The organism is uncultured Roseibium sp., from assembly GCF_947499295.1.
Lineage (GTDB): Bacteria > Pseudomonadota > Alphaproteobacteria > Rhizobiales > Stappiaceae > Roseibium.
The window spans coordinates 221,666-244,856 of record NZ_CANMNP010000008.1; the positions used below are offsets into that span (position 1 = coordinate 221,666).

Consider the following 23,191-nt stretch of genomic DNA (forward strand, 5'->3'; position numbering starts at 1 on the left):
CTTTCCTTCAATTCACCTAAGATAAACTTTGAACAGTTACAGTGACGCTTCCGATTGCTTATTCTAACAATTGTGAAATCAAGCCAAAGATTTCATGATGGTGTATTCGGATGGTCTGAGAACGAATGAAAAAAGTTGCGACCAAATTGACGCCAGGGCTTCGGGGGCGCTCCAAATCTGGAAAAGTCACCTTTGGCCATGACAGCCTGACCCCGCTCAACCAGGCGAGCCTTTTTGCTGCACAATCTTTAGATCACACTCCCGGCACCCACGGAGAGCAACTTTGAGAGGCCGGTTTTCATTCCCGTTCAGCCGGCTTGTCATGGCGCTTTTTACCGTCGGGCTGGTCGGCACGGGGATCGCCCTTTTCTGGGTCACCTATATGGGAAGTCTGTCGATCGCCGAATACGAAGTTGCCCGTAGCGCCAAATCGAAGGCGACGCTGGCGCGTCTTGTTTTCAACCAACATCTGGACCAACTCGAAGGACGCATTCGCACCGTTGCGAGCGACCCGGCGCTTCAAAATGCGCTGGCTGAAAAGGACGCTGCCGCCGCAAAGACAATTGTGGAACAGGCGTCGCAAAGCATGACCAGCGCTGTTCTCGACCTGTTGTTAATCGATCTTCCAGATGAAAGCGGTTGGGTCAAAAGCAGCCTCGGCTTGATCGACTTGACGGATCAATTGCCTTTCAATGTCCGTCAGGCCATGCCTCCCGATATCTGGATCACCTATGCCAATCATCACACCGACCCCATGGAAGTCACAGCCGCGCTGTCAATCCTGGTAATCGATCCGGAAACCGGACAGCTTCTTGGCCGGGTTTTTGGAGGTACGTCGGTTACAAGCTCCTTTTCGCTTCCGGGCGTACTCGCCAAGAACCTGCAGGTCGATGACATTTCGTTCGCTCATGACCATCACATTGTTGCCGGCATCGGCGAATTGATGAGCGAAACACTGCATCACAGGGCGACCACCGGCTCAGAGAACGTTCAGTACCTGCTTGAAAATGATCAGCTTTTCGTCATTGCGCCCCTTATCGCCGATCTTGACGGACACATGCTGTCCGCCATCATAAAGCAACCGATTGATACGCTTAAGAATGTCAAGGCAACTTATAGCCAGCTGTTCCTACCGTTTCTCGTCTATACCGTTTTATTGGCTCTGTGTGCAGCGCTTCTGGTCAACAGGATAACCAGTGCCGGACTCGGTCGGCTGATGCGTTATGCCATGAACCTGCGCCAGGACCGCCTGGTTTCGGCTCCGCAGGCCGGACTCATTTCCGAATTCAACAAACTGTCTGCCATGTTCCAGACTGCCTTTGAAACCGTCAGAAACAGAGATGCTCAGTTCAAGGACATGATCGACGGTTCGCTGCACGGTGTTCTGGTACATTCCAATCGGCGCGTTCTTTACGTAAACGACGCTCTCTTGAAAATGCTCGGGTATGAACCGGGCACGTCCGAACAACTGGTCGGAACCCCCCTTCTGACATTTTATGCCCCTGAAGAACATGACCGTCTCCGCAGCTATCTCAAAATGCGTGGGAAAGGTGGCGCGCCGCGCGTATATGATGTCAAAGGGCAGCACAGGGACGGGCACACGGTCTGGTTTGAACAGCATGTTCGTCTTACGGAATGGCGCGGAGAAAACGCCCTTTATGTAACGATCACTGATATCAGCGAACGCAAACGCCAGGAAGAACTGGCAACCAAGAATGCCAATTTCGATATTCTGACAGGCCTGCCCAACCGACGCCTGCTCCTGGACAGGCTGCGGCAAAGCCTGCAACGCAACCGGCATGACGGCGTTCTGACTGCATTGATGATCCTCGACATCGATCGCTTCAAGATGGTCAATGAGACCTATGGACCGAAGGCAGGCGACCAGGTGATTGAGAGCGTCGCCGCCAGGCTGACACAGACGATGGGTCCTGACCAAACGGTCGCTCGCATGGGCGGCGATGAATTTGCCATCATCCTGTCCGACCCTGAAGACCGCTGGGAAATTGAGCGGATTGCGCGCGAGATCCTGACCGATATCAGCGACCCGATCGAACTTGAAGATGGCACCCGCGTCGTGCTCTCCGGAAGCCTCGGCATAACGCTTGCGCCAAATGACGGTGACGATGACGAAGTCCTGCTTTTGCAGGCCGACACCAGTATGCACCAGGCAAAGGCCGAAAGTGGCACGAGTTACAGGTTCTTTGCCACCCGAATGAATGAACAGACCGCACGGGCGGGTCTTGTGGAAGCCTCCTTGCGGCGTGCAATTGAAAATGGCGAGCTCCACCTCAATTACCAACCCATTGTCGACTATGACTCGAACAAAGTCGTCGGCTGTGAAGCGCTGGCGCGTTGGACGGACGACAAGCTGGGCGTCGTTCCTCCGACAGAGTTTATTCAGGTGGCGGAAGAATGCGGTCTCATTGTTCCCCTCGGAGAGTGGGTGCTTCGGGAAGCCTGCACTTTCTATCAATCCTGTAATCGCAACGGAATGAAGCTGGAAAGCATCAGCGTCAACATCTCACCACGCCAATGCCGCGATGAAGATTTTCTCACCGAGCTTCGCGACATACTTCACGACACCGCCATGGACCCTACACATCTGTGTCTGGAAATCACTGAAAGCGTGATGTTTGACGATCAGCGAACCAACCCGGTGGAGATCCTGACCGCGATCAGTTCTCTCGGCATAAGGATATCCCTTGATGACTTCGGAACCGGTTATTCGTCACTTAGTTATCTGAAACGCCTGCCGATAGACACGCTGAAGGTCGACCGCGCCTTTGTCATGGACCTTGACCAGGACCAGGACGATCAGGCACTTGTCCAGGCCATCGTTTCGATGGCGCGCTCACTTGGAATCAACGTGATATGCGAGGGGGCTGAAACGTTGGAACAATGTGATCTGATCCGGTCGTTCGGTTGCTCTCTGATCCAGGGGTATCACTTCGCCCGGCCAATGGCCGGCGTCGATTTTCATGGATATCTCGTCAATATGAACGGAACCGATCAGGTTTCTGCCGAAGCCGGTTGATCACGCCGAACCACATATCACATGACAAACAAAAAACGGGGGCCAAGCGACCCCCGTTTCTGTTCAAGCTATCAAGAAGGCTTATTCAGCTTCTTCTTTCTTCTCGATTTCCTTGCCGGTCTCTTGATCAACGACCTTCATGGACAGGCGAACCTTGCCACGCTCGTCGAAGCCCATCAGCTTGACCCAGACCTTGTCGCCTTCCTTGACAACATCGGTAACCTTGCCGACTTTTCTCGGAGCCAGCTGGGAAATGTGAACCAGACCGTCTTTGGCGCCGAAGAAGTTTACAAATGCGCCGAAATCAACGCACTTCACGACAGTACCTTCGTAAATCACACCAACTTCCGGCTCAGCGGCAATGGAGTTGATCCAGTTGACGGCTGCCTTGATGGCCTTGCCATCGGAAGAAGCAATCTTGACAGTGCCATCGTCTTCGATGTTGACCTTTGCACCGGTCTTTTCAACGATTTCACGGATGACCTTGCCGCCGGAACCGATCACTTCACGGATCTTGTCGACCGCGATTTTCATGACTTCAATGCGCGGCGCATGTTCGCCGAGCTCGGACCGGGCTTCGGTGATGGCATTGGCCATCTCGCCAAGAATATGAATACGCCCGTCCTTGGCCTGTGCCAGGGCGACTTTCATGATCTCTTCGGTAATGCCGTCGATCTTGATGTCCATCTGCAGGGAGGTGATACCCTGTTCGGAGCCGGCAACCTTGAAGTCCATGTCGCCAAGGTGATCTTCGTCACCGAGAATGTCGGACAGAACCGCGAAGCGGTCACCTTCCTTGATCAGGCCCATCGCGATGCCCGCGACCGGTGACTTGAGCGGCACGCCTGCGTCCATCATCGCAAGGGATGCACCGCAAACGGTTGCCATCGAGGACGAGCCGTTGGATTCGGTGATTTCTGAGACAATGCGGATGGTGTACGGAAAATCGTGATGCTGTGGCAGCATCGGGTTGATCGCACGCCAGGCCAGCTTGCCGTGACCGATTTCGCGGCGCCCCGGAGAGCCCATGCGGCCGGTTTCACCGACAGAGTAGGGCGGGAAGTTGTAGTGCAGCATGAAGTGAGACTTCACAGTGCCTTCCAGCAAATCGATGAACTGCTCGTCTTCACCGGTACCGAGGGTGGCAACCACCAGACCCTGTGTTTCACCGCGGGTGAAGAGAGACGAACCATGCGCGCGTGGCAGAATTCCGACTTCAGACGAAATTGCACGTACAGTCGAAAGATCACGTCCATCGATACGTGAACCCGTATCGAGAATGTTGCCGCGGACAACTTCCGCTTCCAGTTTCTTGAACTGTTCGCCCAAAACGTTGGATTCGACAGCTTCGCCTTCAGCTGCGTTGGTGATCAATGCCTCAACCGCCTTGGCCTTGGCAGCATCAACAGCATTCTTGCGTTCGGTCTTGGACGTGATCTTGTAGGCTTCAGTCACTTCATCGGCGACCAAAGACTTGATTTTACCGAAGAGTTCGGAGTGATCCGGCAAGACCAGATCGCGCGGTTCCTTGGCAGCGGTTTCAGCCAGCTTGATGATGGCGTCGATCACGGTCTGGAAACCCTTGTGACCGAACATCACGGCACCCAGCATGGTGTCTTCGTCGAGTTCCTTGGCTTCCGATTCAACCATCAAAACCGCATCGTTGGTACCTGCGACAATGAGATCCAAAGACGAATCCGGCATGTCGTCAACCAGCGGGTTGAGGACGTATTCGCCGTTGATATAACCAACACGCGCACCGCCAATCGGGCCCATGAACGGAACACCGGACAGGGTCAGTGCGGCGGATGACGCAACCATTGCCAGAATGTCCGGCGCATTTTCCAGATCATGGGAAAGAACGGTGATCACAACCTGAGTGTCGTTCTTGTAGCCATCGGCAAACAGCGGACGGATCGGGCGGTCAATCAGGCGTGATGTCAGAGTTTCGTGCTCAGACGGACGGCCTTCACGCTTGAAGAAGCCACCCGGGATCTTACCGGCGGCAAACGCCTTTTCCTGGTAGTTCACAGTGAGCGGGAAAAAATCCTGACCTGCCTTCGGTTCCTTGGCGGAAACGACTGTCGCCAGAACCTTTGTTTCGCCGTAGGTCGCCATAACGGCACCATCGGCCTGACGGGCTACCTTGCCCGTTTCGAGAATGAGCGGACGTCCGCCCCAGTCGACTTCCACACGATGAATGTCAAACATCATCTGTCCTTACAAGTTTGCCCGCTGCCGGCTGCTTTCGGTACAGCACGGCGAAACGGGCACATTCCCGGTCGGCCCCGGATGGGCCGGTTACCGGTGGACAAGCCACGGGCAAGACAACGAGCTGCTTTCGCCACATTTGTGGAAAGAAGCCGGCAATCCTGCCCCATGACGTGTCACGAGGCTTCTATAGAGCGTTTATCAACAAATGGAAACGCTCAAGAGCCGATTGGTGGATCTCCCGGCGGCAATTTGTTCATCTGTGCTTGCCGAAGGTGTCTCCAAAGAAAAACGCGGCGGGAAATCAACCCACCGCGTTTACCGAATTCAGTGTTCTTAGCGGCGAATGCCAAGACGCTCGATAAGCGACTTGTAACGCTCTTCGCTTTTGCCGCGCGTATAGTCCAGAAGAGACCGACGCTGCGCAACCATCTTCAGAAGGCCGCGGCGGGAATGATTGTCCTTGCCATGGTCCTTGAAGTGTCCAGTCAGGTTGTTGATCCGTTCGGTGAGGATTGCAACCTGGACTTCCGGAGACCCGGTGTCGCCTTCTTTGATCGCGAATTCCTTCATGAGCTCTGCTTTGCGCTCTGCGGTAATCGACATCGCTCTTTCCTTTCAAAGAGTGGTGGTCCGTTGACCGGACACGTTGAACTGCCGGAAACCGGCCTGATCCGAATGTCTCCAGAGCCGAGATGTCGTTCAGCAAAGGATCCTTTCGGACGAATTGAGCCTTAGTACTCAATGGCGGCGGTATATGGCAGAAAACAGCCAGGAAATCCAGAGAAAATTTACAGATTGCACCTTGCCAGATTCAACAAGCTGGTCATTGTGGACCGGCACGCTTTCGCACAATCAAACTCTTTTCGGGATCCGGACCTCACAACAGCCGATTTGAGATTCAGATGATCATCAGAAGCGCACTAGACAGCGACAAGAAGCCAATGAGCGCTATTCTGGCTCAATTCAACCTGCTGTCGCGCAGCGACCGGTCAAGCGATGCTGCATATGTTAGCCGGCACAACATCGAGCACTCGGACACTGTTTGCTGTTCCGTAGCAGAAGATTCCGATGGCATTGTATTGGGTCTTCAGTCTCTAAAACGCGTTCAGGACGGAACCCCGTTTGGCCTTCCGCCCGGTTGGGGTTCTATCGGAACCTATGTGGCTTTGAATGCGGTTCGGCAAGGGATCGGAACTGCGTTGTTCGAGGTCTCGAAAAGAGCAGCCAGATCCGCCGGGGTGACGATGGTCGACGCGACAATTGACGACACCAACGCACGCGGCCTTGCCTATTACGGCGCTTTGGGGTTTGCGACCTACCGCACGATTCCAGGCTTTGTCTGCAAGTGCTTTAAAGTGACCATGCCTCACAAATGAAACACACGGGTCGGCTGAAATCGGCCTTTTTCGATGGTGCCGATCGCGACTGGCACGTCGGCGTGGCTGGCGAAGGCAACGTCCGTGTTCAGCGGTGCGTCCCGGCCGCGCAAGATGATTGCCATTCCTTTGCGGATCTTCGCTGCATCATCGAGCGAGACCTGTACTTCCACCAGGTCATCCATTGCGTCGCGGACCGGCAATACAAATTCAGCGACCAGTTCCTGAATGCCTTCGCTTTCTGCCAACTCCCCGGCAGCTTCAAGGATCTCATCGAACTTGATCAGGTCCTCTTCGCCGAAGGGACCAACAAGCAATCGGCGCAATTCCGTGACATGACCGCGCGTGCCCAGCCTGCGCCCAAGGTCCCTTGCGAGCGCACGCACATAGGTTCCTTTTCCGCACTCGGCTTCGAAAACTGCCCGATTGTCATCCAGGCAGCTGACAAGGTCAAGACGGTGAACATCAATCGGCCGCGCCTCCAACGCGACAACCTCACCTTCACGCGCCAGATCATAGGCCCGCTCACCAGCCACCTTGATGGCCGAGAACTTGGGAGGGACCTGCATGATCGTTCCGGTGAATTCGCCAAGGACAGCGGTAATCGCATCCGCGGTCGGCCGATCGTCAGATGAGGCAATGACCTCGCCTTCGGTATCGTCCGTGTCGGTTTCAGTGCCCCAGGTCACCTCAAACCGATAGATCTTGCGTCCATCCATCACAAATGGAACCGTTTTCGTGGCCTCACCAAATGCAACAGGCAACAGGCCAGAGGCCCGAGGATCCAAAGTGCCTGCATGACCCACTTTCTGAGGCGAAAAGATGCGCTTGATCTTACCCAGTGCTTCGTTGGAGGTAATGCCGTAGGGCTTGTCCAGGACCAGCCAGCCATTTATGGCATTCTTTTTTCTTTTGACCTGCTTTTGCCGTGCCATTTTTTGCTCTGCCATAGAAGAACGTCAAAGCCCCATAAACGCTCCGACGGCCCCGGGAGGCCCGGGCCTTGAAACACTTCAGCCGCGACCTGGGACTGTCGATATCTAGTTGTTTTCGTCGTCCAGATCCCTGGCAACATCCGGAGAATGAAGGAGCGACCCGATGCGGTCGTCGTCATCAAAACGGGTGTCGAGGACAAAGCGCAGATCGGGCATGTATTTCATGGTCAGGCGGCGGGAGACCTGTCCGCGCAAGAATTTGGCGCTGCGATTGAGAGCTTTCTCAACCTTCTCTGCATTCACACCGCCGAGCGGCATGACGAGGCAGGTTGCAACGCGCAGATCGGGCGTCATTCGCACTTCCGGAATTGTAACGATAACTCCATCCAGATCAGGATCGGAGAAAGCGCCACGGGTAAGAATGTCCGACAGTTCCTTGCGAACCGTTTCGCCAACGCGCAACTGACGCTGCGAAGGGCCTCGACTGTCCTGTTTGTGTTGCTTTGCCATTATTCTGGTCCTATCCGCCAGCTCTCCCGGTCCGTGCTTGAACTGCACGACGGTCCGGGACCTGCCGCATATCCTGCGCGGTTCACGCGCTCAATTGAAAAGAGCGCGCTTTCGCGCGCTCTCCTATCCGAATTCCGGACCACAAACGGCAAGCGCCATTGTCATCCGGAAAATCTTAGATGCTTCCGGCCGTCAGAGCGTACGTGCGATCTGCTCAACCCGGAAACACTCGATGACGTCGCCCGGACGCATGTCCTGATACTTGACGAAGTTCATGCCGCATTCCTGACCGGACTCGACCGATTTGACTTCATCCTTGAAGCGTTTGAGCGTGCCCAGTTCGCCTTCGTGAATGACCACGTCGTCACGGATGAGACGGACATTTGCGCCACGCTCAACCACACCTTCGGTAACCAGACAGCCAGCAACCTTGCCAACCTTCGAGATATGGAAGACTTCCTTGATCTCGGCATTGCCGAGGAAGGTCTCGCGGCGCTCGGGCGACAAGAGCCCGGACATCGCTGCCTTGATATCGTCGACCAGGTCATAGATCACATTGTAGTAACGGATCTCGATGCCATCGCGGGACGCAGCTTCACGAGCCTGCTTGTTGGCACGCACATTGAAGCCGATGATGGGAGCCTTGGATGCTGCTGCCAGAGTGATATCGCTTTCGGTGATGCCACCGACACCTGACAGAAGAATCCGTGCACCGACTTCGTCAGTACCCAGTTCATTGAGCGCATGCACAATCGCCTCGGCGGAACCCTGAACGTCGGCCTTGAGGACCAGCGGGAATTCCTTCTTGCCGGTGTTCTGCGCACTCATCATCATCTGTTCGAGCGAGCCGCGGGCAGCGGAAGCAACCACAGACGCCTTTTCACGAATCTGACGCTGACGATAGTCAGTGATCTCACGAGCGCGGGCTTCGTTCTCGACAACGGCGACCATGTCACCAGCAGCCGGAGTACCCTGGAAACCCAGAACTTCCACCGGCTTGGCGGGCCCTGCTTCCTTCACCTGCTTGCCGTTTTCGTCAAGCATCGCACGAACACGGCCCCATTCGGCACCAGCCACGAGGATATCACCCGGTTTGAGTGTGCCCTTTTGAACCAGAACGGTTGCAACCGGACCGCGGCCGCGATCAAGCTGCGCTTCGATGACAATACCTTCAGCAGTACGATCCGGATTGGCCTGTAATTCCAGGACTTCCGACTGCAACAGGATCATTTCGAGCAACTTGTCGAGATTGGTACCGTTGAGCGCGGAAACTTCAACATCGATCACATCACCGCCCATGGATTCCGTCACCAGCTCTTCACTCAAGAGCTCTGTGCGGACCCGGTTCGGATCAGCGCCCTGCTTGTCGATCTTGTTGATCGCAATAATGATTGGTGCATCCGCTGCCTTGGCGTGCGCAATCGCTTCCTTGGTCTGCGGCATGACACCGTCATCAGCAGCTACGACCAGGATCACGATATCTGTCGATTTGGCTCCGCGAGCACGCATTTGCGAGAACGCAGCGTGACCTGGCGTATCGATGAATGTAATCTTCTGACCGTCCTGGTCGACCTGGTAAGCGCCGATATGCTGGGTGATACCCCCGGCTTCCCCGGTTACGACCTTGGACTTACGGATGGCGTCAAGAAGTGACGTCTTGCCGTGGTCAACGTGGCCCATGATGGTAACAACCGGCGGGCGCTGCTGAAGCGTCGCAGCTTCGTCTTCCAGGGTGAACAGGCCTTCTTCCACGTCTGCTTCGGAAACACGCTTGACCGTGTGGCCCATTTCCTCGGCGATCAGTTCAGCCGTGTCAGCATCGATCACATCATTGATCTTCAGCATCTGGCCTTGCTTCATCAGAAGCTTGATCACATCGACCGCTCGCTCAGCCATACGGTTGGCGAGTTCCTGGATGGTGATGGCTTCAGGCAGAGTAACTTCGCGCGAGATCTTCTCGCGGACCACCTGCTGCTGGCCACGCTTCGCCTTTTCCTGGCGACGGCGCATCGATGCCAGCGAACGTGCCCGCTGACCGTCGTCACCTCCCGTTGCCGCAGAAATCGTGAGCTTGGACCGGCGGCGGTCTTCACCAGCGCGCGGACGCGCTGTCGGTGTCGGAGCCTGCTTGGGACGCTTGACCGCGCGAAGACCCTTGTTGTTGTTCCGGGTCTCGTCTTCGCTTGCCTCACGGGCAGGCTTGGGACGAGCCGCGGGGGCTTCTTTGCGCTTGCCCATGTCGTCAAGGCTCGGCGGTCTGCCACCGTCGGCATGCGACGGCTTGCGGCCGGAAGATTTTCCGGACTGGGCGTGCGCCTCATTTGCCGGAGCAGCATCCGCGTCGGGCTGGGCTTGTTCGGCTGCAGGTGCTTCCTTGGCCTTCTCGGCGGCCACCCGGGCGGCTTCCGCCTCCTGCTTGGCTCGCTCTTCAGCTTCGGCGCTGGCACGCGCCTCTTCTTCCGCCTGACGTTTCGCCGCTTCTACTGCACGGCGCTTATCGTCTTCTTCGCGGCGCTTGCGTTCCTCAACTTCCCGCTCCTTGGCCATCTGAAGCGCCGCGGTCCGTGCCGCCGCTTCTTCCTTGGTCAAGGTTCGGAGAACGTTGCCGTTGCCTTTCTGGCGCTGCCCGGACGCAGAGCGACGGGCTTGCTTTGCAGCCTGAGGATCGGGCTGCTGCGGCTTGCGTGGCTCTTCAGCCGTTCTCTCAAGGCGCTGCGTTGCCGACACCGGTGCTTCCGGCTTGGGCTCCTGGCCTGGGATCACAACACGACGCTTTTTCTTTTCCACGACGACGGCTTTGGACCGGCCATGCGAAAAAGACTGCCGAACAGTTCCCTGGTCGCCACCCCCGCGCTTTAGGCCAAGCGTCTTGCCACGCTCAACGCTGATTGTCTTGTCGCCTGGATTCTTCGTATCGCTCATATTGCCTTCAGTCCTGCGCAACTGCCCTGTCAAGCGTTGCTCGTTTCGCTGCCAACCGCGGTTGGTGCTCGAAAACTCTCCAATTCGCGCACCCGCGCCAGGAAGTTTTCGCTCGCCTGCCCGTCAAGCAGTGCAGCATGTATCACATTTGACCGGCCCAATGCCAAATCCAATTGGTCCGAATCGAACAAACGGACGATTTGGCATCCGTTTGCGAGTTCCTCTTGGCCAGCAGCCACTGCTGCCAGCTTCCGCACCCCGTCATCTGCAGCGTCCGAGGCGTGGATAAGCCCGGCGACGGGATCCCGCCGCAGAGCCGCTTCAACCTTTGCAAACCCGGTCACCAGTTCGCCAGCCTTGCGAGCCATGGACAATGCCTGCAACGCAGATCGCTCCATCAGCCCATCAACCAGATCCGCCAGTCCCGGTTCGACACGGGCTTCACCTTTAAACCCCCTGCCAAAAACCTTCTTCCGGTCTTTTTCGGCAACGGCGACCATTTCGTTCGAAGCCGTTACCCAAACACCACGCCCGGGAAGCACCCGCTTCAGATCCGGCACAACCCGACCATCGGGATCAAGCACGAACCGGATCAGCGAGCTGATCGGCTGAACCTCCCGGGTGACGGCACATTGCCGTTCGGTCGGCTCATTCTTCCTGGGCACCTTGCCACTCCTTCAGGTCGACTTTCTTTTCGATCCATCGAGAACCGTTCAGACCGACCGTTCACTTCGTCATCGGAACTAGAGCCCTGCCGTTGTGATCCATAGACCACAACCAGCTCTGTCCGCATTCGTCCCTTTGCCTTACCCGTTCAGGATCGCACCGGCTGGGGCTTCTTCTGCCGGCGCTTCAACAGCCTCGACAACTTCTTCTTCGTCTTCTTCTGCTTCGGCCGCCTGTGCCGCAAGCTCTTCTTCGGTGATCCAGCCTGCTGCGATACGCGCGGACATCACCATGTTTTCTGCATCGGCGCGAGAGACGTCGAAGTCGGAAAGGGCACCTTCGAAACGCTTGGTCTCACCATCCTTGCGTTCAGTCCAACCAACCAAGTCGTCAGCGGCACAGCCTGCAAAATCCTCGATGGTCTTGATGTCGTCCTTACCGAGAGCCACCAGCATAGCTGTTGTCAGGCCATCAATCGAGCGCAACTCGTCAGAAACACCAAGAGCAATGCGTTCCTCGTCCTGCTTGGCTTCCAGTTCGCCGAGATAATCACGGGCACGAGCCTGAATTTCAACGGCTGTGTCATCGTCGAAGCCTTCGATCATGGAAATTTCTTCAATTTCCACATAGGCAACTTCTTCTACCGAGGTGAAGCCTTCGGTTGCGAGCAGCTGACCGACCATCTCATCAACATTGAGTGCTTCCATGAACAGCTGCGAGCGTTCCATGAACTCTTTCTGACGACGGTCGCTTTCTTCCTGCTCCGTCATGATGTCGATGGCCCAACCGGTCAGTTGAGATGCAAGCCGGACATTTTGGCCGCGGCGACCGATCGCAAGAGATAATTGGTCATCAGGAACCACGACTTCAATGCGTTCGGCGTCTTCATCGAGAACAACTTTCGCAACCTCAGCCGGCTGCAAAGCGTTGACGATGAATGTGGCCGCCTCATCATTCCACGGAATGATGTCGATTTTTTCGCCTTGCAATTCACCGACAACCGCCTGAACGCGGCTGCCGCGCATGCCGACACAGGCGCCGACTGGGTCAATGGACGAATCTTTGGAAATCACGGCAATCTTGGCGCGGGATCCTGGATCGCGTGCAACGGACTTGATTTCGATAACCCCGTCATAGATTTCCGGCACTTCCTGGGCAAACAGCTTTGCCATGAATTGCGGATGCGTGCGCGACAGGAAAATCTGCGGTCCGCGCTGCTCGCGGCGAACGTCATAAATAAACGCGCGAATGCGGTCACCAGTGCGGAAGATTTCACGCGGGATCAGCTCGTCACGACGGACAATGCCTTCGCCACGCCCCAGATCGACAATGACGTTGCCGTATTCCGCCCGTTTGACGACACCGTTGATAACTTCACCAACGCGGTCCTTGAATTCGTCAAACTGACGATCACGTTCTGCTTCGCGAACCTTCTGAACGATTACCTGTTTCGCGGACTGGGCTGCGATCCGGCCGAAATCAAGCGGCGGCAATGGCTCGGCAATGAAATCGCCGAGATTTGCTTCCGGGTTCCTGGCCTGTGCATCGGTTAGCGCAATGTCGGTAGAGACGTTTTCAACTGTCTCAACGACCTGCAGAAGACGCTGCAACCGGATTTCGCCGGTCTTCGGATTGATCTCAGCCCGAACTTCCGTTTCGGTTCCGTAGCGCGAGCGAGCCGCCTTCTGAATTGCGTCTTCCATTGCGTTGATGACGATCATCCGGTCGATCGATTTTTCCCGAGCGACCGCGTCAGCAATTTGCAGCAGTTCCAGCCGGTTCGCGCTGATTGCCATTTTTCACTCCTCTTGCGCCAGAGTAATTCTTGTCTCGTGTCCGGCGCGTTGTTCCTTAGCCTCTGAGCTTTCGGCTCAGTTGGGCGTGTTGTCCTGTGCCAACTCCTCAGTCGGCTTCCGGGCAGCCAACGCCGCCTTTTCCGCCTGCAGAGCAGCTGTAATCAAATCGTCGGTGAGCACCAGTTTCGCTTCGCCAATATCTTCAAGCGGTAGGTCAACGGTGTCCTTTTCGCCATCGGCCGCGTCAGGCAAACGGATCTGCGCCGCACCGTCCTGCGCACCCAGGAGCAGTCCGCGAAACCGCTTTCGGCCTTCCTGCATGACCGTCATTTCGATTTTGAGTTCGTGTCCCGCCCAACGGTTGAAGTCTTCCGCGCGCACCAAGGGTCGGTCAATGCCGGGCGAGGAAACTTCAAGGTGATAAGCTCGATTGATTGGATCCTCGACATCAAGCGCCGGCGAAACAGCGCGACTGATGGTTTCGCAATCTTCGACCGTCATGGTGCCATCGGGGCGCTCTGCCATGATCTGCAATGTGCAGCCATTGGCGGCGCTGATCTTGGTGCGCACCAGACGATAGCCGAGATCTTCAATGACCGGCTCAACAATTGCGGCAACACGAGCGTCCAGGCCCTGTTCCGTCACAATTCTCGGTTCGTGTGTGCTCACACTTGGCTCCTTAAGAAGCAGTTGCCTGCTTTTGAGCATCAGATGCACCTGATCGTCGATTTACATAGGGCAATCCTGCTCGAATTCGTTGGTTTCCGGCGCCAGTTAAGCAAAAAAGAGCGGGTCCCCGGCGGGCCCACTCTCAAAGTGCTCAGATAAGCCGTTTGAGGTGAAACACCGGCTGTATAACGCCAAAGCCATTGCGAACGCAAGAGGCCCAGCCAAATTCATCAAAGAAGTTGGTGTGACAGTGACTTTCGGGCTTTCAATGCAAGCGCGGGCCTCAGATCCGGCGAAAGGTCAGATACCTTCCGACACGGCCTTCGCGAAGGGCCTTGTCCTCATAGCGCGTGCCTGGCCAGCCTCGCCAGGGCTGCTTCCAGTCGCTTGAAGTCCCGGCCGTCCATTCAAACTCCGGATGGTCGCGACAGTGACGCAGTGTCCAGTCGATATATGTGTCGATGTCACTGGCAAATCGGAATTCAGCCCCCGGCTTGATGACACGGGCATAACGGCTCAGGTTCGGTTCATTGATGAACCGCCGCTTCCAGTGGCGCATCTTCGGCCAAGGGTCGGGATAAAGCTGGTAGGCAAGATCCAGAGAAGCGGATGGCAGCCAGTCGAGCACATTGACCGCGTCATCATCATAGAGCTTCACGTTTTTCAGTTTCTCGTCGACCACGGCAGCAACCGCCTTGGCCATACTGCCAACAAACGGTTCGACGCCTATAAAGCCTGTTCGCGGCTCCGAGCGTGCGCGGTGGAGCAAGTGCTCTCCGCCGCCAAATCCAACCTCGAGGCAGACCGTGTCAACGTCGGCGCCAAAGAGGCTTTTGAGATCCTCAGGCGCTGGACCGGTCAAATCAAGGGCCAGCCGCGGCAGCTCCCGTGCCATGAGGTCTTCACGGCGCGGACTGAGCGGCTTGCCTTTGCGCCGACCGAAAAAGGAGCCTTCGTAGCGTTCAGTCATTCTTTTTAAACGTAGATCGCCGGCAGTTCACCGGCGACCTCCTTCTTTGCTTTATCAGCTGGTCAGAGCTTATCCCGCGAGCGGGCGAAGTTGATCAACCAGATCCGTCTTTTCCCAGGTGAAGCCACCATCTGCATCCGGCTCGCGGCCAAAATGACCATAAGCTGCGGTACGCTCGTAAATCGGATTGTTTAGCTTCAAGTGCTCACGAATGCCCCGCGGGCTCAAACCCATGACATCACGCAGCGCCGCTTCCAGTTTCGCTTCGTCGCAATTACCTGTGCCGTGAAGGTCGACATAGACCGACAGCGGGTCGGATACGCCGATCGCATAGGACAGCTGAATGGTGCAGCGGTCTGCGAGATCAGCGGCGACGACGTTCTTGGCAAGGTAGCGCGCTGCATAGGCGGCAGAGCGATCAACCTTGGTGGGGTCCTTGCCGGAGAAAGCGCCACCGCCATGTGGGGCAGCACCGCCATACGTGTCGACGATAATCTTACGGCCGGTCAAACCTGCATCTCCGTCCGGACCCCCGATAACAAAAGCGCCGGTCGGGTTCACGTGCCAAACGGTCTCGCCGGAAATCCAACCATCGGGCAGGGCCTGAAGAATGTATGGTTCAACGATGGCCTTCACGTCTTCCGACGTCAGAGCCGGGTCGAGATGCTGCGTCGACAGAACGATGGACGTCGCGGCGACAGGCTTGCCGTTTTCGTAGCGGACTGTGACCTGGCTTTTCGCATCCGGCCCGAGTGCCGGCTCCTTGCCGGACTTGCGTGCATCGGCGAGCAGCTGAAGGATCCTGTGTGCATAGAGGATCGGTGCCGGCATCAGCTCGGCGGTTTCACGGCAGGCATATCCGAACATGATGCCCTGGTCGCCCGCACCCTCATCCTTGTTGCCGCCAGCATCCACACCTTGCGCGATATGTGCGGACTGAGCATGCAGGTGTACTGCGATGTCGCAGTTTTCCCAATGAAACCCATCTTGCTCATAGCCGATATCTTTGACAGCCATGCGGGCGAGATGCGCGAGGTAGTCGCCCGTAATGTTTGCCGGGCCGCGGGTTTCGCCTGCGATCACGATCCGGTTCGTTGTGGCAAGCGTTTCGCAAGCAACGCGTGCTTCCGGCATTTCTCTGAGATAGGCATCGACGACGGCATCGGAGATGCGGTCGCACACTTTGTCCGGATGCCCTTCGGACACGGATTCAGACGTAAACAGGTAATTCTGACGTGCCATTGGCGATCGTCCTTCTGGGAATGAATATGACTGAAGCGGCGAATGACATCGCCGCTTCGAGTGCATCAATCTTAGAAGTTTTTCGCCACGTCAAGCTCGCGGTCGAATTTTGTTAGTCGTCACCGGCCAATGAACGGACCAGATCGACAATTCGACGACGCACTTTTGGGTTTTCGATCCTTACGAAGGCCTTGTTCAAAGACAGGCCTTCCGAGGACGACAGAAAGTCGACGACATAGGAAGTTGGCTGTGTTTCGCCAAAGCCTTCAGCCTCTTCAGGTGTTCCAGGAGCATCTTCGAAAAAGAAGGACACCGGCACTTTCAAAATTGTCGCAATATGCTGCAGCCGGCTTGCGCCAATCCGGTTGGTACCTTTTTCGTATTTCTGAATCTGCTGGAAGGTGATGCCGAGGGCTTCACCCAGTTTTTCCTGACTCATACCCAGCATCATCCGCCTGAGTCGAACTCGGCTTCCTACGTGAATATCAATCGGATTTGGAGACTTCTTACTGGGCATATGCGTCACTCTTTCTTCTTCTCGCGGTGAATGTCCGCTCGTTTTCGTTTGCAACAGCTCCTCTTAAGTCCTCCCACAAGGTCCCAGAGGATCGAAGTTTGCCCGCAACTTTACACTGGTGCATGAAGCAGCCTTCAATCGGCTATTTCACGGTTGTATCACACTTCCTTCACTCAACTCAAACAATTTTTATCAATTTATACGCGAGTCGCGGTTGTATTGTGAGATCCCCGCAAATACTACCAATGCGATTGAAATAATCAGCATGGGCAAGTCGCCAAATACCCCATAGAGAGTTTTGCCTAACCTCTGCGGAAGCTGTCCGTCTATCACGCCTTTTTCGAAGATTTCGAGCTTGCCAATGACTTCACCCTTGCCGTCAAAAATGGCGGAAATACCGGTGTTTGCGGCTCTAATCATCGGGAGACCGGTTTCGATCGCCCGAAATCTTGCCTGAGCAAGATGTTGATAAGGTCCTGGTGTGCGGCCAAACCAGGCATCATTGGTTACATTCAAGAGAAAGTCGGGACCGTCTTCAGCCCCTGAAACACTTCCCGGAAAGATTGCCTCATAGCAAATCAGAGGTAGAAACCGGGATCCCTGAGAAACGCTGAGCGGTCGGCGTTGATAACCAGGGCTGAACCCTCCCGGAAGCCCGGCCAGATTGGTGATCCCGAGACTTTCCAGAATGGATTTGAAGGGAACGAACTCACCGAAGGGAACGAGCCTGACCTTGTCGTATATGCCCTTTACAGCCCCGTCTCCATCGACGACATAAACGCTGTTGAAGTATTCCGTTCCATTCGGACCGGCCTCTGCACGGACAGCGCCCAAGACAAGTTCGGTGTTGTCAGTGAGCACCTGCGCGATCCGGAACATTGCACCCGGCTCCTGCGTCAGTAGAAAAGGCACCGCCGATTCCGGCCATATCACGATGCGCTCCTGCCCAACGCGTGCATCGCCTCCGAGCGGCGCAGCTGTCATATCCAGAAATGTTCGAAAAATGAGGTCTCTGAACTCGGGCCGCCATTTGTCCTGCTGATCAATAGACGGCTGCACAATGCGCACATCCAGGTCAGAGGCCTTGGTCTCAATCGTCTGAAGCCTGAAAGCTCCGTATCCGGCGAGAACAAGCAGCAATGCCGCCGCAAGACCAACAGCCGACATTCGTTGCCGCAACGGTCTGGTATCTGCAAGAACGGCTGGGGTGGAAAAGATGGCAACAACCAAAAATGTCAGACCATAAATTCCAATCAGGCTTGCTGTTTGAGACAGCGCCAAAGACCCGGAAAATCCGTAGCCAAAAGCATTCCAGGGAAACCCGGTCAGCACATGGCCACGCAACCAATCTGCCAACGTCAGACACGCAGCAAGAAGAAGAACGCGCCGAAACCTGTCACTCCAAAACAGCGCCGAAAAAGCAGTTCCGATACCAGTAAAGATAGCAAGACCAACCGGCATCGCCAGAACTGCAAACGGCATCAGCCAGGCGAAGCGTTCGGCCTCGACGAGAAACGCTGCGCCAATCCACCAAAGACCTGCGAGGAAATAGCCGAAACCGAAGAGCCAGCCCAAGCCAAATCCGGTTCGGAAACGCTTCAAGGCTCCACCGGATACAGCCTCCAGGGCACCATCCAGAAGCCAGATCAGACAAGGGAAAGTGACCAGGAGGACAATGGGAAGATTGTACGGGGGCAGCGCGAGTGCCGACGCGGCTCCACAGGCGATGCATAACAGCCACCGCTGCCATCCCCATGCCAACAGAAAATAATTGGGCAGGGCGGACAGCCGTTGAGACAACCAATGCATCAGAAACCTATTCCCCTTTGAAGTGCTGTGGAGCTTTGTCGGCTCCAGGCAAGAGGGTCAAGGTTTTATTGCCTGATATCAGAAAAGCCGACGGATCAACGGCTCGTGCCGGAAACAGATTTGCGCGAAGGCTCTTTTGCCGGCTCTCGTTCAGAAACGCTTTGCGATGGCTCACCCTGGGCTTGTTCCGAAGCCGGCTGATCACTTCGCTTGTTGCGCCGCCGCAGCTCCTGGGGCCGTATTTCGGTCCGCCGGCGCCGGATCTTCAAACGCTTGATCCGCCGGGGGTCGGCGTCCATAACCTCGAATTCAAAGCCCGGCACTTCCTTGGGTACAAACAGCAGTTCGCCGCGCACAGGAACACGTCCTATCGAAACGTAAAGCAGTCCACCCAAGGTATCGACGTCCTCAGAGATTTCATCGCCGGTCAGCTGCGTGCCGAGGGCTTCATCCAACTCTTCCAGTGGAAGGCGCGGGTCAGCGGTCCAAACGCCTTCAGCCTCGAGAGCGAGCATAGATTCTTCGTCCTCATCATGCTCATCCTCAATGTCACCGACCACCTCTTCGACGAGATCCTCCAATGAAACCAGTCCGTCGGTGCCACCATACTCATCAATGACCAGCGCCATCTGAATCCGTCCGGCCTGCATTTTCGCCATCAAGTCCGTTGCCGGCATGGAAGGCGGGACAAACAGAAGATCCCGCAACAGATCCGTTTCCTTTAGCGAAACCGACAAATCGACACTGGACAGATCGAGATGCGGCCTGTTGTGACCATTTCGGGCACCTCCATTGAGGTCATCTGGTTGTATCTCGGTTGCACTCTCACCGTTTTCCACAGTAGTTGCAGGCCGGTTTTGCGCACCGCGCTCCGCAATAAAGGCCATCACGTCCTTGATGTGGATCATTCCACGCGGATCATCGAGCGTGTCTTCATAGACAGGCATGCGGGAATGGCCGCTTGTCTGAAACAATTCCATGACACGGCTGAGGCTGGTATCGAAATCAACTGCGTCGATGTCGGCACGCGGGATCATGGCGTCCTCGACGCGCAATTCTCTCAAGCGAAGAATGTTTCCGAGAAGCAGGCGCTCTTCCGGCGAGAAGGCAGCATCACCACCGCCCTCGCGCGCGAGCTCGTCTTCAAGGTTTTCACGCAGGCTCGAAGAGTGACGTCCCAAGCGCAAAACGCGTTTGAGCTTATCCAGAAAGGCCGCAGATCGCTGCGGCTTCATCTCTTGCGGGTCTTCCCCCTCCGGGGGCTGTCCGGAAGAAGCGGCCTTAGGCTCGCTTGCCGGACTTTCAGGTTCACTTACGTCCATCATCCATCAATACAAGAACGCCACGCTACATGATGCCATCTAACGGCCTTCCGCCACAAGTGGCCTGTCAGCGTAAGGGTCATCAATGCCTATAGTGGCCAATATGGTTTTCTCAAGGCTCTCCATCAGTTCAGCCTCATCATTTTCCTGATGATCATAATCGAAAAGATGCAGCAAACCATGAATTGTCAAATGGGAAAGGTGATCGTCAAATTCAATTCCCAGCTCTTCCGCTTCGCGCATTATGGTTTCAAAAGCAAATACGATATCTCCTAAAAGCGGCCCGTAAACATCATCTTGCGGGTCACTGCCCGGAAAAGACAGCACATTTGTCGGCCTGTCTTTTTCTCGCCACTCTCTGTTCAGGTTGCGGATCGCATCATCATCAGTGAATAAAAGCGAGACTTCGGACCCGTTCCGGACTTCTAGGTCAGTCGCCTCAAATGCAGCTGCGATTGCTCGGGTAACAACTTTTTCCAAGCCAGATTCATCTGCCCAGCCGGCCGCCTCGATCGAAAGATCGATTTGAAACCCCTCCGGCAGGCTGTTCGACATTCTTCGCCCCGGCTCTCAGGACGCTGCAGCTTCACGCGGTCTGGGCGGAACTCCGTCCTGACCATTGTCGCGCTTGCGTTCGTTGAAGCGGCGCTCACGTGCCACGGATTCCTCGCGGGAGGCGTTGTCATAGGCGGTGACGATGCGTCCAACCAACTCATGACGAACAACATCGGTTTCCGTGAAACGGATATGCGCAACCGCCTCGATATCCGTCAGAAGGCCCAAGGCCTCACGCAGACCGGATTTCTGACCTGCGGGCAAATCGATCTGACTTGGATCGCCGGTCACGATCATTTTGGACCCTTCCCCGAGACGGGTCAGGAACATCTTCATCTGCATGGACGTGGTGTTCTGTGCTTCGTCAAGCAAAACAACAGCATTCGACAGCGTGCGGCCACGCATGAAAGCGAGCGGCGCAACTTCGATCATCCCGGACTGCAACCCGCGATCCACTTTTTCTGCCGGCATCATCTCGTAAAGAGCATCGTAGATCGGTCGCAGGTAAGGATCGACCTTGTCTTTCATTTCGCCAGGCAAGAAGCCAAGACGCTCACCGGCCTCTACGGCGGGGCGGGAGAGGATCAGGCGCGCAACGTCGCCGCGTTCCAGCAGGGCTGCCGCATATGCCACAGCCAGAAAGGTCTTGCCTGTGCCGGCAGGACCTGTTCCAAAAATCAGATCCGCCCGATCCATGGCGCGAATATATGCGTCCTGAGTCGGCGTTCGAGCAACGATTGTTTTCCGGCGTGTTGCGATCTGCGCAAAGGCAAGGCGCGACTTCGGCTCCAGGGTCGGTAGCGGCAATTGTGCCTCGGCCGCCGCAGCCATGCGCAGGGCGCCGTCCACGTCGCCGGGGTGAATTTCCTGGCCCTGCAGCAGTCTTTGGTACATCGCCTCAAGCGCAGTGCGTGCCTGTGCACATCCGGCGCGAGACCCCTTCAGCGTCACCTGATTGCCGCGCGCAATGGCATCAATCCCAAGCCGCTGCTCGATCAGCGCAAGGTTCTGGTCAAACTGACCGAACAGGTCGCCGATCAGCCGGTTGTCTTCAAAAGCAAGGACAATGTGGGTCAAATCGGATGCCGAAGCGGCGGAAGAGGATTGATCCGTGGACTTGCGGGAAGAAGATTGGCTGTCGCGCGTCAAATGACGTCTCCTGTTCTCAACCGGCTTTTGCCTGGATGGCGCCGGCATCGTCTCGTTCATCTTGCCCGGCATTCAGCCGTCCGAACAGCGAATTAGATCCGATCTCTACGATTTCCACCGCTTGTACACTGCCAATCAGGCTTTCCGGTGCGTCCAGCTGAACCGGCTGCAGCCATGGGGACTTTCCGACGAGTTGACCCGGATTTCGCCCTTTCTTTTCCAGAAGGACATCGCAAGTCATCCCAAGCCGGGAGGCGTTAAAGGCCTTTTGCTGCTCGCTCACCAGCGTCTGCAATTCCGCTAGACGCTCGGACTTGAGATCTTCCGGCACCTGGTCGTCCATGGTCGCTCCAGGCGTTCCGGGGCGTTGACTGTATTTGAACGAAAACGCGGATCCATATTCGACACGCCGTATCAGGTCCATTGTGTCTTCAAAATCCTGGTCTGTCTCACCCGGAAACCCGACAATAAAGTCACCGGACAGTGCAATACCGGGCGCAGCCGCCCGAATTCTGTCGATCAAACGGAAATAATCATCGCGCGTGTGACGCCTGTTCATCGATTTCAGGATCTTGTCCGAGCCGGACTGCACAGGCAGATGCAAATAAGGCATCAGGGTCTTCAGGTCCCGATGCGCATCAATCAGGTCGTCATCCATGTCACGCGGGTGGCTGGTGGTGTAACGCAACCGGTCGAGACCATCGATCTCCGACAAGCGGCGCAGCAACTGCCCCAGACCCCAGGTGGTTCCGTCCTGCGCTTCTCCGTGAAAAGCATTCACGTTCTGCCCGAGCAAGGTGATTTCACGAACGCCGGACGCCGCCATGCGCTCGGCTTCCTTGACAATCTGCGTGACGGACCGGGACACTTCTGCGCCGCGTGTATAGGGCACAACACAGAACGTGCAGAATTTGTCACACCCTTCTTGCACAGTCAGGAAGGCAGAAGGCGCTCGTTTCTGAACAGGTTTTTCTGCACTTTCCGAAAGATGATTGAACTTCGCGTCGATGTCGAACTCGGTCTCAACGACTTTCGCTCCCTGGCGCGCTTTCGACAGCAGTTCAGGCAGCTGATGGTAGCTTTGCGGCCCGACAACCAGATCAACGATCGGTGCACGTCTGGAAATTTCCTCACCTTCGGCCTGCGCCACGCATCCCGCGACACCGACCATCATTTCCTTGCCCGACTTTGATCTTGCTTCCTTCACTTTGCGGATCCGGCCAAGCTCTGAATAGACCTTCTCTGCAGCTTTTTCGCGAATATGACAGGTGTTCAGGATGACGAGGTCGGCGTCCTCCATATCATCGGTCGCCTGAAACCCCTCCGGCGCAAGAACGTCGGTCATGCGCTCACTGTCATAGACATTCATCTGGCAGCCGTAGGTGCGAACAAATACCTTGCGGGTATTGGTCAACTCTTCGGATGTCGTGTTGTCCGACGGAGAAACGGCAGATGTGGTCGTTTCAGGTTCTAGGTCCGGGCGGCTGGTCATTCGCTCCTCG

Annotated in this window: 18 protein-coding genes; 2 read left to right on the forward strand and 16 right to left on the reverse strand. The window is 56.1% G+C overall.

The genetic code is table 11. The features are described from left to right. Nucleotides 1-322 precede the first annotated feature (322 nt). Nucleotides 323-3,037, forward strand: coding sequence for an EAL domain-containing protein (locus Q0835_RS14855; protein ID WP_298962454.1), 2,715 nt, complete (start codon nt 323-325; stop codon nt 3,035-3,037). Nucleotides 3,038-3,118: 81 nt separating this feature from the next. Here Q0835_RS14855 and pnp read toward each other — a convergent pair whose 3' ends face one another. Together pnp and rpsO are read right to left on the reverse strand one after the other, a co-directional pair. Further along, a complete protein-coding gene (gene pnp, locus Q0835_RS14860) occupies nt 3,119-5,248 on the reverse strand; it encodes a polyribonucleotide nucleotidyltransferase (RefSeq protein ID WP_298818719.1) in 2,130 nt (709 codons plus the stop codon). 336 nt (nt 5,249-5,584) lie between these two features. Next, the gene (gene rpsO, locus Q0835_RS14865) at nt 5,585-5,854 is read right to left on the reverse strand and encodes a 30S ribosomal protein S15 (RefSeq protein WP_298818717.1); all 270 of its coding nucleotides are present in this window, start codon (nt 5,852-5,854) and stop codon (nt 5,585-5,587) included. A 299-nt stretch (nt 5,855-6,153) separates the two neighbouring features. Between rpsO and Q0835_RS14870 the strand changes: the two genes are divergently transcribed. Further along, nucleotides 6,154-6,627 carry a GNAT family N-acetyltransferase gene (locus tag Q0835_RS14870; protein ID WP_298962457.1) on the forward strand — a complete coding sequence of 158 codons (474 nt, stop codon included), beginning with the start codon at nt 6,154-6,156 and terminating at the stop codon, nt 6,625-6,627. Here Q0835_RS14870 and truB read toward each other — a convergent pair. The 14 genes from truB to miaB all read right to left on the reverse strand — a co-directional run bounded on the left by truB (nt 6,618) and on the right by miaB (nt 23,181). Further along, complete coding sequence (gene truB / locus Q0835_RS14875) at nt 6,618-7,562, reverse strand: tRNA pseudouridine(55) synthase TruB (protein WP_298962459.1); 945 nt, start codon at nt 7,560-7,562, stop codon at nt 6,618-6,620. The two genes, Q0835_RS14870 and truB, sit on opposite strands and share 10 nt — an antisense overlap. Before the next feature lie 105 nt (nt 7,563-7,667). Beyond that, complete coding sequence (gene rbfA / locus Q0835_RS14880; RefSeq protein ID WP_298818712.1) at nt 7,668-8,072, reverse strand: 30S ribosome-binding factor RbfA; 405 nt, start codon at nt 8,070-8,072, stop codon at nt 7,668-7,670. Nucleotides 8,073-8,264: 192 nt separating this feature from the next. Beyond that, nucleotides 8,265-10,994, reverse strand: a complete 2,730-nt coding sequence (gene infB, locus Q0835_RS14885) for a translation initiation factor IF-2 (protein WP_298962462.1) — start codon at nt 10,992-10,994, stop codon at nt 8,265-8,267. Between the two features lie 29 nt (nt 10,995-11,023). Beyond that, nucleotides 11,024-11,659, reverse strand: coding sequence for an RNA-binding protein (locus Q0835_RS14890; RefSeq protein WP_298818708.1), 636 nt, complete (start codon nt 11,657-11,659; stop codon nt 11,024-11,026). A gap of 141 nt (nt 11,660-11,800) precedes the next feature. Beyond that, on the reverse strand, nt 11,801-13,456 hold the full coding sequence (gene nusA, locus Q0835_RS14895; protein ID WP_298818706.1) for a transcription termination factor NusA: 1,656 nt from the start codon (nt 13,454-13,456) through the stop codon (nt 11,801-11,803). Between the two features lie 75 nt (nt 13,457-13,531). Continuing rightward, the gene (gene rimP, locus Q0835_RS14900; RefSeq protein ID WP_298818704.1) at nt 13,532-14,125 is read right to left on the reverse strand and encodes a ribosome maturation factor RimP; all 594 of its coding nucleotides are present in this window, start codon (nt 14,123-14,125) and stop codon (nt 13,532-13,534) included. A gap of 283 nt (nt 14,126-14,408) precedes the next feature. Then, entirely contained in the window at nt 14,409-15,095 is a 687-nt protein-coding gene (locus Q0835_RS14905) for a tRNA (guanine(46)-N(7))-methyltransferase TrmB (RefSeq protein ID WP_298962465.1), read from the reverse strand. 69 nt (nt 15,096-15,164) lie between these two features. Beyond that, nucleotides 15,165-16,337 carry a methionine adenosyltransferase gene (metK, locus tag Q0835_RS14910; RefSeq protein WP_298962467.1) on the reverse strand — a complete coding sequence of 391 codons (1,173 nt, stop codon included), beginning with the start codon at nt 16,335-16,337 and terminating at the stop codon, nt 15,165-15,167. Between the two features lie 112 nt (nt 16,338-16,449). Then, nucleotides 16,450-16,854 (reverse strand): helix-turn-helix transcriptional regulator, encoded by a 405-nt coding sequence (locus Q0835_RS14915; protein WP_298818700.1) that lies wholly within the window; start codon nt 16,852-16,854, stop codon nt 16,450-16,452. Nucleotides 16,855-17,046: 192 nt separating this feature from the next. Then, on the reverse strand, nt 17,047-18,663 hold the full coding sequence (gene lnt, locus Q0835_RS14920; RefSeq protein WP_298962470.1) for an apolipoprotein N-acyltransferase: 1,617 nt from the start codon (nt 18,661-18,663) through the stop codon (nt 17,047-17,049). A gap of 95 nt (nt 18,664-18,758) precedes the next feature. Then, complete coding sequence (locus Q0835_RS14925; RefSeq protein ID WP_298962473.1) at nt 18,759-19,985, reverse strand: hemolysin family protein; 1,227 nt, start codon at nt 19,983-19,985, stop codon at nt 18,759-18,761. A 39-nt stretch (nt 19,986-20,024) separates the two neighbouring features. Then, the gene (gene ybeY / locus Q0835_RS14930; protein ID WP_298962476.1) at nt 20,025-20,540 is read right to left on the reverse strand and encodes an rRNA maturation RNase YbeY; all 516 of its coding nucleotides are present in this window, start codon (nt 20,538-20,540) and stop codon (nt 20,025-20,027) included. Nucleotides 20,541-20,555: 15 nt separating this feature from the next. Continuing rightward, entirely contained in the window at nt 20,556-21,617 is a 1,062-nt protein-coding gene (locus Q0835_RS14935; RefSeq protein WP_298962508.1) for a PhoH family protein, read from the reverse strand. Between the two features lie 88 nt (nt 21,618-21,705). Continuing rightward, nucleotides 21,706-23,181: a tRNA (N6-isopentenyl adenosine(37)-C2)-methylthiotransferase MiaB gene (miaB, locus tag Q0835_RS14940; protein WP_298962479.1), complete on the reverse strand. Its 1,476-nt coding sequence runs from the start codon at nt 23,179-23,181 to the stop codon at nt 21,706-21,708. Nucleotides 23,182-23,191: the final 10 nt, after the last annotated feature.